Genomic DNA, 11,761 nt, shown 5'->3' with positions numbered 1-11,761 from the left:
TTACCGTATAAGGGAGAAGAAGCAACATGTATAAGCAATTAAAGTATGGAGCTCAATTAAAAATCTTGAGTGATTCAATAGAAGAAAAAATCGCAAAGCTACATAAACAAGCGGATGATATAATCGACCAAAATCAATTTAGAGTTTTAACGAGCTTTCAAAATAATAAAGTGAGTGACTCGCATTTCATTCCATCAACAGGATATGGATATGATGATCTTGGACGTGATACTCTTGAAAAAGTGTACGCTGAAGTATTTGGTGCTGAAGCAGGCCTTGTTCGTCCGCAAATTATTTCGGGGACACATGCCATTTCTACTGCGCTATTTGGCATTTTAAGACCTGGTGATGAATTGTTATATATCACAGGAAAACCATACGATACTTTAGAAGAAATTGTTGGTATTAGAGGCAAGGGAACAGGTTCATTAAAGGAATATCAAATTGGTTATCAGGCTGTAGAATTAACAGATGAGGGAAGAGTGGACTTTGAGGCTGTAAAGAATGCTATTACAAACAAAACAAAAATGATAGGTATTCAGCGCTCAAAAGGCTATGCTGCTCGTCCTTCGTATACGATTGAAGACATAAAAGAAATGATATCTTTCGTTAAAGAAATTAAATCTGATGTTATTGTTTTCGTGGATAATTGCTATGGTGAGTTTGTTGAACTACAAGAACCGTGTCATGTAGGGGCCGACTTAATGGCAGGTTCGTTGATTAAAAATCCTGGAGGCGGTTTAGCGAAGACTGGAGGCTACATTGTAGGGAAACACGATTTAGTTGAAGCTTGTTCATATCGACTAACTACTCCAGGCATAGGAGCAGAGGCGGGGGCATCACTTTATTCCTTGCAGGAAATGTATCAAGGATTTTTTATGGCACCACATATTGTAGGACAAGCGTTAAAAGGAGCACAATTTACAAGTGCGATTCTTGAAGAGGTTGGTTTAAACACTTTTCCAAAATGGGATGAAAATCGAACAGACTTAATTCAAGCTGTGCAATTTGATCAAGCAGATTTAATGATTGCCTTTTGTCAGGCCATTCAGTTTGCTTCCCCTATTAATTCTCATTTTACACCATTGCCAAACTATATGCCTGGGTATGAAGACGATGTCATCATGGCTGCTGGAACATTTATTCAAGGGGCAAGTATAGAATTAACGGCAGATGGTCCAATAAGACCTCCGTATATTGCATATGTACAAGGTGGTTTAACTTATTCTCATGTTAAGGTAGCTATTTTAACAGCTTTAAATTCTTTATTGGAAAAAGGTCAAATTACGTTATAGTATATTTTTCATTAAAAAACCTAAGTTTATGCAAACTTTAGGTTTTTTAATGAGTTGTATTTGTTTTAATTAGTATAATTTGTTACCCTTACTATTGTGAATTTTTTTAATATTCATTTAAAAAATAATGTAAGAAAATCTAACATCATGTTGACAAATAATCTAACATCTAATAAAATAAGTTTAACAATTAAGTGAGAGGGGAAAGAAGAGTTTGAATAGTAAAAATATTAGAAGAACAATGCCGCTATTTCCAATTAGTATTGTTATGCAGCTCACAGAATTGTCAGCAAGACAAATAAGATATTATGAAGAGAATCAACTAATATCCCCTGCAAGAACAGAAGGAAATCGAAGGTTATTTTCTTTAAATGATATTGATACTTTATTAGAAATCAAAGAAATGCTCGAACAAGGTGTTAACTTAGCAGGAATAAAAAAGGTATTTTCAGTTAAAGAAGAGGTAAAGCTTCAGACAGAAACAGCAAAACTACAAGAAAAGACAAAACCTGATCTCTCTGACGAAGAGCTTAGAAAGCTGTTAAGGGCTGAACTTTTACACAATAGTAGAAATAGAGCGTCACTTCGTCAAGGTGACATGTCGCGCTTTTTTCATTAAATAATAGATAAAATATCAGAATATTGGGAGGAATTTAAGGCATGGCAAAGTTTACTCGTGAAGACATTACTCGTTTAGCAAAAGAAGAAAATGTAAAGTATATTCGTTTGCAATTTACAGACATTCTAGGAACAATCAAAAATGTTGAAATTCCTGTAAGTCAATTAGGTAAAGCGTTAGATAACAAAATGATGTTTGATGGTTCTTCTATCGAAGGTTTTGTACGTATTGAAGAATCAGATATGTATTTATATCCTGATTTAGATACTTGGGTTGTATTCCCATGGACAGCTGAAAAAGGAAAGGTTGCTCGTTTAATTTGTGATATTTACAACACGGACGGAACTCCTTTCGAAGGAGATCCTCGTACGAATTTAAAACGTGTTCTAGCAGAAATGAGAGAAATGGGCTTTACAGATTTTAATCTTGGACCAGAGCCTGAATTCTTCCTATTTAAACTAGATGAAAAAGGTGAACCGACTCTAGAATTAAATGATAAAGGTGGCTACTTTGACTTAGCACCGACAGATTTAGGGGAAAACTGTCGTCGTGATATCGTTCTTGAGCTTGAAGAAATGGGCTTTGAAATTGAAGCTTCTCACCATGAAGTAGCGCCTGGTCAACATGAAATTGATTTTAAATATGCAGATGCTGTAACTGCATGTGATCATATCCAAACTTTTAAACTAGTTGTTAAAACAATTGCTCGTAAGCATGGCTTACATGCAACATTCATGCCAAAACCATTATTCGGAGTAAATGGTTCAGGAATGCACTGTAACGTATCTCTATTTAATGGTAAAGAAAATGTATTCTATGATCCAAAAGGTGATATTGAGTTAAGTGAAACAGCAAAACAATTTATTGCTGGTATTATCAAACATGCTCCAAACTTTACAGCTGTTACAAACCCAACTGTAAACTCATATAAACGTTTAGTACCTGGCTATGAAGCGCCATGTTACGTAGCTTGGTCAGCTCGTAACCGTAGTCCACTAGTACGTATCCCGGCTTCACGTGGATTAAGTACACGTGTTGAAGTGCGTAGTGTAGACCCTGCAGCTAACCCGTATTTAGCAGTAGCTGTACTTTTACAAGCTGGTTTAGATGGAATTAAAAATAAATTAACTCCACCTCAAGCAGTTGATCGTAACATTTATGTAATGTCTAAAGAAGAACGTATTGAAGCAGGTATTGTTGATTTACCAGCTACTTTATATGCAGCATTAGATGCATTACAAAGTGACGAAGTTATTAAATCAGCACTAGGTTCTCACCTATTAGAACACTTTATCGAAGCAAAAGAAATTGAGTGGGACATGTTCCGTACGCAAGTTCACCCATGGGAACGCGATCAATATATGACAATGTATTAATAACTAGAACCCTTGACGTTATTAGCGTTGAGGGTTTTTTACTTTTAAACGCCTATGTTTGTGTGAAAAAGAAAACCCTGGGCTATGCCTAGGGTTCTAAAAAGCTTATAGCGTGGTATTAAAAAACTCTTCCGAGGTGCTAAACTATTTTTGGTTCGCCAACCAAAATAAAAGCATACGGAGGAGTTTTTTATGTCAAAAGACACTAATAGTTTAGCACACACAACTTGGAATTGTAAGTATCATTTCGTCTTTGCACCAAAGTATAGAAGGCAAGTTATTTATGGGAGAATAAAGAAGGATATTGGGCAAATACTACGCACTTTATGCGAAAGAAAAGGTGTAGAAATCATTGAAGCAACAGCGTGTAAAGATCACGTACATTTGTTAGTATGCATTCCAACTAAGTTAAGTTTGTCTGCGTTTGTAGGTTATTTAAAGGAAAAAGTAGCTTGATGATATTTGATCGTCATGCCAATCTGAAATATAAATATGGAAATCGAAAATTTTGGTATACAGGATTTTAGGTAGATACAGTTGGAAGAAATAAAAAGGTAATAGAAAATTATATACGTAATCAAATACAAGAAGATATAGTCGCAGAACAGCTAAGTATGATGGAATATATTGATCCATTCACTGGTGAAGAGGTAAAGATAAAGAATAGAAAATGAGCGGAAGACCTTTTAGGTCAAGCCAGTAAAAGTAGTACAAAAGGCGAACCATTCAGAAGCCCTTTAGGGTTTGGTCAGTAACAAAGGCTTTCAGCCGCAGAACAAATCACCCGTTCTCACGGGTGGTTTTGACCTTGTGGGTAAAAACTAGTGAGTAATAATTTATAGCTTGTCCACCCACAAAACACCCACACAAAATCACATTTATCTTTTTTAGTTCAAGATATCTTTTGTATAGTTTTCAAATTTAGCCATTGTATCTGCTTCGATTTTTTTAGAAATGTGTGAGTAAACATCTGCCGTAATTTGCATACTTCCATGGCCTAATCGTTCTTGTACATATTTCATGTTAGCGGATGCTTGGATATTTTCTAATCAAGAAATAAAAGAACTTCCATCATATTATGGTAACGGTTCACAATGGATTAAATTTAAAAACTAGAGGTGAATATAATGAATTTAACGTATGTAGTAGAAGGGGAAAAATACACAATACTAAACAATGGTATACCTTGGATTGTACAAGAAGCTTATATTCCTTATCCTGGTACAACCTTAGAAGAATCAGCACAAAATCATATTAATACAATTATTGAAGAAGGTAATAAACCAATACAACCTACTTTAGAAGAACAAGTAGTTGAATTAAACATTGCAATCGCAGAATTAGGACTAGCAGCAGAGCAAGACAAAATTGAAACTCAACTAGCGATTGCAGAACTTGCGAATATCGTAACGGGAGGTGTTGAATAATGGCGAAAATCTATTTCAATTTAATCAAAGCAGATCAGTGGTCAATTGATAACGTCCCTACATGATGGCGTGCAGATGTACAAGCATTGATAAACCAAAACGCGGCCGAGGGAGTTAAATGAATATCGATGAAAGAAAGGTTAAAAGGTTAGAGTTATATCAACGTTCAATTGGAACCGCATACCAACAGTTGAAAGATGTACTTTATAGCGATAATAGCGATGAGGTCTTTATAGCTTTAAAAAGTTTGTTGGATTTAATTTTCAGTGCTGATGAGATGCATTTTGAAAGAAAGGGATATTTTAAACGACGAGACAACGACAAAAAAGGTATATATTTAAATGGTTTAAGATATGCTGTGAATCTATTAAAGCATGAAAGAATTTGCTTCGAAGTACAACAAGTAACCACAGTTCCAATGTTTGAATTCCCATTAGAAATACCGGAGGAAGGTATTGAAATGGGAATAATCCAAGTGGAGTGGGTTGAAGTTGACACATTACCTAACTCTAAATTAGATGATAATAAAAATTTTGTTTTCCAAAAGAAAAGATACAACGAAAGACTTGTGGGTAATGAAATTTTCAAAGCAATAGATGCGGGTATTGAGTTTTTATTGAAAGCAAAAAATGATTTTGTAGATTGATTTTAATTTAGGTCAGTAGTTTATCAAACGTTTCTGACTCATTTCACATCTGGAGCAAAAATGATGCGACTGAAGAAATGAAAGGAAATAGGAAAATCCTTACTATATAGAGAAGTAATGTGTTAGATGAATTTTAATTTAGTTTGAAAATATAGGGGGGATTTTTTGAAAAAAACTATAATAATTTTGTCAGTGCTAGTTGTAATTGGAATTGCATCAATGTATTTTTATGGGGAAAATAAAGAAAAAAAGGAAGATAAAGAAGTAGCTAGAAATGCAATAGAACATTTTCTTTATCAGGATAAAGAATACAAAAAAGATGATATAAAAAGTATAAAACTAAAATATGATGGTAAAGCAACAGGAATTAACAATAAGTGGGTTGCTTATGTTGTTTATTCTGATGAACCGTCTAATGAATATATTTATCATATTCGAAAAAAAGTAAGGAAGTAATACATGCTGGATTTGCGAATAATGGAGATATCGAACCAAAAACATGAAGATAAAAAATAATAATAAAATTTTTTGCGTATGATTCTAACATGTTAACGAAGCCAATAGCCTAATGTTGGCTTTTTTAGTGTGTATCAGGATTATTATGCGTCGTTGTTAGAGTGTGTTATTTTACAATTAGGCAGATATCTATACCTCCTTGAACACGGGTACATATAATATTTTGAACCAATTTGAGGAGGAGATATAAGATGAATACACAATTATACGGAGGATATGGCATGGGGTATGGTGGTTATCCAAGTTATGGTATGGGTTATGGAATGAGCTATGGTGGTCATCATGGATACGGCATGGGCTATGGCGGTTACCCACACCATCATTATCATAGTCAGTGTTGCTATCCAATTCATCATGGTTATCATCATCATGGACATTACGGATGTTAAACACATTGGAAAATTAACGAAAGCTAATCGCATATATAATACATGTTCCGCACGCAAGTTCACCCATGGGAATTCGATCTATATATGACAATGTATTAAGAAATAGAACCCTTGACACTGTTGGTGTACGAATTTAATATTTTTTTGTATTATGATATGTTATATATGTTGATATAAAGCCGTTTGTTTATTATCTGGTGTTATTGCAATTTATATAAAATTGACTAATTCGTTACCTTTTTTGTTACCTTTTTTGGCGAATATTAAGGGTAAAACAGACCACTATTTTATTTGTAATTTAGTGGTCTGTTTTATTTATTTCTTCAAGTTGATTTACTAATTGATCTTCCATAGTTGGTAGGATGTGCGAATAAGTATCTAGTGTGATTTTTACACTTGCATGACCTAAGCGTGTAGATATCATTTTTATATTAACACCCCTAGATAATAGAACTGAAGCGTGTGTATGTCTTAGACCATGAAATTTAAGCTTATTAAAACCATTATCATCAATTATTTTTTTCATCTTTTTTCTAACATCTGTAGGATCAAGTGGAGTACTTAGTGTAGTGCAGCATACTAAATCAAGATTAGAATATGCTTTACCATGTTTTTCTTTGTATTCTTCTATTAATTTTTTATGTGATTCTAATTCGTCCATAACGAATTTAGGAAGAGTTATTGTTCTCTTGCTTTTTTCTGTTTTAAGTTTATTTGAAATTTTCCCACCACTAATTAAAGTTTGATTAATTCTAATTGTATTGTTTTCAAAATTAACGTTTTCCCATGTGAGTCCTAGTATTTCACCTTGACGACATCCGCTATAAAACGCTAGATAGTAAACGATATAAAAATTAGGGTTACCTTTTTTCGCTTGTGCTAAAAAATTAATAGCCTCATTTTCTGACCATACAGCTTCTTCATTTATAGTAATCGTAGGTAGTTTAACTTTCTTCGCTGGATTTCTATATATTATTTCTTCATCTACTGCGTATTCAAGTGAATTTTTTACAATAACGAATATCCTTTTAATTGTAGAGGGTGCTAATTCCTCTTCGATTAAACTTGCTACATATTCTTTTAAATCAAGTGGAGTAATACTTTATAAAATTAAATCCCCAAGTTGAGGTATTATCCAATTATCTATGTTTCTTCTGTTGGTATCTATAGTTTGTTCACTAAGTTCAGTCTTTTTAATTTTAAACCAATCTTCTAGGTAATCTTTGAACAACATTTTAGAAGGTTCTACATTTATTCCTTTATTAATAGCCGTTTGATTTTCAGCAAGATAAGCGGATGCTTCCTTTTTAGTCTTAAAACCTTTCTTTTTCTTTTGTTTTCTTTTGCCACTTGTACCTATCTCTAACATGACCATCCATCTTGTGCCCTGTTTAGTGCTATATTTATGGATTGATCCAGCCATGTATGAATCCTCCTTTGAAATTTCATTTAAATTTTTATGTTGATTTACTCTAATGATTTCTTTCCCATTCTTTTCTTGCTTCGTTTTTTATTAATTTTACAATCGCTTCTTTCCCCTCAGAGCTTATGCTTGAAATGTCGTATCTGAATATATTAGTAAAAAATTTATAATTATCTAAATCAGTTTTCATAGAAGAAACTAGCGAATGTAAATTCTTTAATACTTCTGGAAATGTATCTATATTTCTTTCGAGAAAGAACATGAGTTCAGTGTAAATGTCCTTTGCTTCTTTTTTTGCTGATTCTTCAAGTAATTCGTACCAAGCTAAGTCTTCTTCGAGTTTTTCAATATCCTTTGCTGACATTTCAGACTTAAATTCTGGTGTTGCAAAACCTAGTCTTTTTTCTTCTTCGTATTGTTCAGCAAGTTCTATATTTCTTTGTAATTCGTGCTCTTGATAGTTTGGATCTTCTAGAATTTCTATTTGTCTTTTAACAAACATTGCTTCTGATTCTAATCTTTCTGGTGATATATAACCAAAATGAGCTAGATAATCTTCTATTCTCTTATCTTCAATTCCTAATTCTAAAAATATTTTATAGAGAACATTATAATCCAAATTCTTGTAGCGATTATTTTCTAAATGACTAATGTAAGCATTACTTTTACCTATCTTTAACGATAAATCTTTCGAATTGATTTTTTTATGTTTCCTCATTAATTTAACAAATTCACCAATCGTACCATCAAAACTAAGAGTATATCTAGGATTGTGCATTTTATCACCTCAAAATTATATTAACATATACAGTAAGTTACATCAAATTGTTGGAAGTTACAAAAAAGATATTATTTTGTGTTTTTGATTAAAAAAGGTTACAAAAACTTATTGAAAGTTACAATTATATATTATATTATTAAGTAAAGGAGGTGAAATATATGGCTTTTGAAAATAAAAATGTTTTAGATGTAAAGGATATTCAAGAGTACTTAGGTATCGGAAGATCAAAAGCATATGATCTTGTTAATTCTGGTGAGTTTCCTGTGGTTAGGATTGGAAAACTTATAAAAGTTTCTCGTCCAGTCTTTGAATCTTGGCTAAATGGAGAGCATTAATTATATAACGTAGTTTAGTAGATTCATATAATACATAATTAAGTAACGCTTTTGGTAGTACATATTTTAAGGTGGAGTTAGGTACGGGTGCTTCAGTCGTTAGATTAAATTAACGAATAAATGAAAATTGCATTTTATTGTAAAACAAAAGAGAGTGAAATAAATCACTCTCAGTACATTATGTTAATGGAATTGGATCATAATTTGGGTTATCTAAAAATTTACCTTTTACTAATTTAAATAGTTTAGCTGAATTAATCTTGCTTGGCATACCTTTTGGACATATATGATATGAGTATTTATCATTATTAACATAACTTTTATATGTATCAGCTTTACCTAAAAAGGCAACTCCATGTATAGATTCAACATAGCTATGAATAGTATTCAAAATAAATTCATATTCAGCTACATCATCTATACTATCGGGTATTCCACCAGTACATAAAAAAACATAATCACTATTTACAATTTGATTACGAATTAAATTTAAATTATCCAATATTTTTCGATAATAATATGAAGATGAGAGACTTTTAACCATGCTTAATGTTTCCTGTAATTTAGCTGATTTTGATTGAAAATAAGGATAAACATTTACTACACTGAGTTCACCAATTTTATAATCCTTTAAATCATAATAGGCAACATGAGCGCATTTGTTAATAGTTTTGTCTGATTCGCTTTTATTAGCTGCACTTGGATTCATCATTATGAATAGAATCTTCTTTGAAAAATTATTTTTGAATTTTGCTGTGAGGAGCGCTCGATACCTCAGATCAGTATTTTTCAGTTTTTTAACACTACAATTAGTCGGTGTTATTACATAACTGGGGTAAGTCTCATTCATTTATAATCATTCCTCTCTTTTTATTATTATAGCACAGTTGGAAATTTTTGCTTGGAACGAGGTTTTTATTATGATTTTTGATGAACTATTAGTTTTGTTTATTCCTATATGACATATTAATATATAAAGAGATTAGGTTTTATTTTAAATATTCAATAAATATTTAAAGTTAATTTCTTTATTACTAGAATGAGGTGTTTTCATACAATGAAAAGAGACAATATAGAAATACATCAAGCGAATGTAAGAAGAAATAATGGTAAGAATCTGAAAAACAATAATGTCTATACATATCCATATGTTTTTGTTTCTCAGGAAAATACTAAAAAACAAATCTCTTATGAGGATAAACAAAAACTATTATCTTTATTTAATCAAATAGAACTTAAACAATTGCAAAAGATTTTAAATGCAAGATTTGGTGGTATGAAATATGTTTTTGAATATTATCGAGGATTAAATTATTTGCGGATACCGTATAAATCTGAAATCTCTGTGTACGATTTTTTATACATGGTTCCGAATGAAATAAGTAGATTTGGTATTGAAAAAGTTCTCCTTCGTTTAGAATTGGATAGATATAATCGTACATTAAGACCGGAAGAAGAAGTTGAAATATATTATTCAAGTGATATTTCGTCAAAAAATAAAGAAAATAACATGGATTCCATTATTAATGATGAAATTGCTAGACTAAATAGTGTAATTGAAAAATCAAAAATAAAAAAAGAAAAAAATAAAGCAAAAATCACAAAAGATCAGAAAAACAATTTGTATAATGAAGGTTCGATGAATCCTATTAAAATTGATAAATACGTTAGTGTTACGAACCGTAATATATCATTAGTAAAAAAGTTGAAAAAATTGTATGCTAACAGATGTCAAATTTGTGGTGAAAAAGTTCAAGTTGGAATTCATGAATACATGTCAGAAGTACATCATATTAGACCATTAGGGAAACATAAGGGTTCTGATACAGTAGACAATATGATTGTAGTTTGTCCTAATCATCATGCCATGTTTGATCGAGGAGCTATAACGTTTGATTCTAGAACTATGAGAATATCCCATGTTGATCCTAATAATCGGCTAAATATGAGAAAGATATCTTTGCAGCATACAGTAAACCAAGAAAATATAAATTATCATAATAGCAATATATTTAAAAGGGGAGATTAAATGGGAGATATAGTTCAAAAAAAAATCACAAATTTTTTCATCAAAGTACCTACTAATGTTGTAAGAAATGACGGATATGAACTAAAAAACGGAGCGTTTGTATTATATGTCAATTTAGTTTGGAACTATTTTATTAATAAATCTACTAATAAATCAGAGTTAATCCTAGACCATAAAAGCATAATGCTTAATTGTAAAATAAGTGATACTCGTACATTTAAAAGACGATTAAATGAATTGTATAACGCTGATCTTATAAAAAATGAAATAACAAGGGTTCCTCCAAGAGGTACAATTGTTATACATTTTAATGAAGAAAAGTACCTCAAAGAATGTGAGAAAAATTTTACTAAGGTGGGTAGATCTATTCTTACATACTATAAGAATGGTCAGATTGATGACTACTCACTGCGTCAGATTTTTTACTATATGAGTCATATTAATCGGAAAACTGGTAATGATTATTGTTTCGTTTCTTTTGAAACACTATCGGATAGATTGATGGTATCAAAAGACAAAATATCAGAAGCTAATGAGATGTTAGAAAAAGCTAAATTAATCAAAATTAAAAAGCACAAATTAGCACCAACATCTGAGTATGATGAATTTGACGCTCTTGTATATGATCGATACCAGAACCATTATTATGTGGATAAATCGATGTTCTAAAAACATTGGTTAAAAGGGAGTTTTGTCTAAGTCTTCTTTATGCAGAATAAAAAAATGAAAATGCAGAATAAACGAGGAAGAAATGCAGAAGTTATATTAAAGATACATAAAGATACATAATAAGATACATAATAAGATACAGTATTTGCACGTTCAATTTTCATCAAAATTGACCATTTGAAAATGAACACTAAACTGTTACGTTTACATTTACATATTTTTAAACTTTTCCATGTATATATCTAATCTATTAAAT

General features: G+C 31.4%; 16 protein-coding genes and 1 pseudogene. 12 read left to right on the top strand and 5 right to left on the bottom strand.

Features of this window, described 5'->3' with window-relative positions; genetic code table 11:
* Positions 1-26 precede the first annotated feature (26 nt).
* From BN349_RS10210 to tnpA, 4 genes and pseudogenes are all read left to right on the top strand, one after another.
* Positions 27-1,295, top strand: a complete 1,269-nt coding sequence (locus BN349_RS10210) for a methionine gamma-lyase family protein (protein ID WP_019242207.1) — start codon at positions 27-29, stop codon at positions 1,293-1,295.
* Between the two features lie 241 nt (positions 1,296-1,536).
* On the top strand, positions 1,537-1,914 hold the full coding sequence (locus tag BN349_RS10205; protein WP_087960625.1) for a MerR family transcriptional regulator: 378 nt from the start codon (positions 1,537-1,539) through the stop codon (positions 1,912-1,914).
* A gap of 41 nt (positions 1,915-1,955) precedes the next feature.
* Positions 1,956-3,290 carry a type I glutamate--ammonia ligase gene (gene glnA / locus BN349_RS10200; RefSeq protein ID WP_019242205.1) on the top strand — a complete coding sequence of 445 codons (1,335 nt, stop codon included), beginning with the start codon at positions 1,956-1,958 and terminating at the stop codon, positions 3,288-3,290.
* Positions 3,291-3,482: 192 nt separating this feature from the next.
* A pseudogene (gene tnpA / locus BN349_RS23795) lies at positions 3,483-3,964 on the top strand (IS200/IS605 family transposase).
* A gap of 213 nt (positions 3,965-4,177) precedes the next feature.
* Here tnpA and BN349_RS26645 read toward each other — a convergent pair.
* Entirely contained in the window at positions 4,178-4,312 is a 135-nt protein-coding gene (locus tag BN349_RS26645; RefSeq protein ID WP_269719699.1) for a hypothetical protein, read from the bottom strand.
* 105 nt (positions 4,313-4,417) lie between these two features.
* On the opposite strand from BN349_RS26645, the gene BN349_RS10190 reads away from it, so the two are divergent.
* From BN349_RS10190 to BN349_RS10175, 5 genes are all read left to right on the top strand, one after another.
* Positions 4,418-4,717, top strand: coding sequence for a hypothetical protein (locus BN349_RS10190; protein WP_019242203.1), 300 nt, complete (start codon positions 4,418-4,420; stop codon positions 4,715-4,717).
* Complete coding sequence (locus BN349_RS26895) at positions 4,717-4,782, top strand: CD1375 family protein (protein ID WP_425457718.1); 66 nt, start codon at positions 4,717-4,719, stop codon at positions 4,780-4,782. The genes BN349_RS10190 and BN349_RS26895 overlap by 1 nt, the downstream gene beginning before the upstream one ends.
* Before the next feature lie 53 nt (positions 4,783-4,835).
* Positions 4,836-5,363, top strand: coding sequence for a hypothetical protein (locus BN349_RS10185; RefSeq protein WP_019242202.1), 528 nt, complete (start codon positions 4,836-4,838; stop codon positions 5,361-5,363).
* A 165-nt stretch (positions 5,364-5,528) separates the two neighbouring features.
* Positions 5,529-5,819: a DUF3139 domain-containing protein gene (locus tag BN349_RS10180; protein WP_019242201.1), complete on the top strand. Its 291-nt coding sequence runs from the start codon at positions 5,529-5,531 to the stop codon at positions 5,817-5,819.
* Between the two features lie 251 nt (positions 5,820-6,070).
* A complete protein-coding gene (locus tag BN349_RS10175; protein WP_019242200.1) occupies positions 6,071-6,268 on the top strand; it encodes a hypothetical protein in 198 nt (65 codons plus the stop codon).
* 298 nt (positions 6,269-6,566) lie between these two features.
* Here BN349_RS10175 and BN349_RS26350 read toward each other — a convergent pair whose 3' ends face one another.
* The 3 genes from BN349_RS26350 to BN349_RS10160 all read right to left on the bottom strand — a co-directional run bounded on the left by BN349_RS26350 (position 6,567) and on the right by BN349_RS10160 (position 8,469).
* Positions 6,567-7,115, bottom strand: a complete 549-nt coding sequence (locus BN349_RS26350) for a site-specific integrase (protein ID WP_081591224.1) — start codon at positions 7,113-7,115, stop codon at positions 6,567-6,569.
* Between the two features lie 255 nt (positions 7,116-7,370).
* Positions 7,371-7,691, bottom strand: coding sequence for an Arm DNA-binding domain-containing protein (locus BN349_RS24885; RefSeq protein ID WP_019242198.1), 321 nt, complete (start codon positions 7,689-7,691; stop codon positions 7,371-7,373).
* Positions 7,692-7,740: 49 nt separating this feature from the next.
* Positions 7,741-8,469 carry a helix-turn-helix domain-containing protein gene (locus BN349_RS10160; RefSeq protein WP_019242197.1) on the bottom strand — a complete coding sequence of 243 codons (729 nt, stop codon included), beginning with the start codon at positions 8,467-8,469 and terminating at the stop codon, positions 7,741-7,743.
* Positions 8,470-8,630: 161 nt separating this feature from the next.
* Between BN349_RS10160 and BN349_RS23785 the strand changes: the two genes are divergently transcribed.
* Positions 8,631-8,807, top strand: a complete 177-nt coding sequence (locus BN349_RS23785; protein ID WP_019242196.1) for a helix-turn-helix domain-containing protein — start codon at positions 8,631-8,633, stop codon at positions 8,805-8,807.
* Between the two features lie 178 nt (positions 8,808-8,985).
* On the opposite strand, the gene BN349_RS10150 is transcribed toward BN349_RS23785, so the two are convergent.
* Positions 8,986-9,657: a DUF1643 domain-containing protein gene (locus BN349_RS10150; RefSeq protein WP_081591223.1), complete on the bottom strand. Its 672-nt coding sequence runs from the start codon at positions 9,655-9,657 to the stop codon at positions 8,986-8,988.
* A 207-nt stretch (positions 9,658-9,864) separates the two neighbouring features.
* Between BN349_RS10150 and BN349_RS24880 the strand changes: the two genes are divergently transcribed.
* The gene (locus BN349_RS24880) at positions 9,865-10,836 is read left to right on the top strand and encodes an HNH endonuclease (RefSeq protein ID WP_019242194.1); all 972 of its coding nucleotides are present in this window, start codon (positions 9,865-9,867) and stop codon (positions 10,834-10,836) included.
* Complete coding sequence (locus BN349_RS10140) at positions 10,837-11,505, top strand: hypothetical protein (protein ID WP_019242193.1); 669 nt, start codon at positions 10,837-10,839, stop codon at positions 11,503-11,505.
* Positions 11,506-11,761 lie beyond the last annotated feature (256 nt).

The sequence above is a fragment of the Bacillus sp. AP8 genome (assembly GCF_000321185.1).
GTDB lineage: Bacteria > Bacillota > Bacilli > Bacillales > DSM-1321 > Bacillus_AD > Bacillus_AD massilioanorexius.
This window is presented reverse-complemented; position numbering and strand designations above follow the sequence as displayed.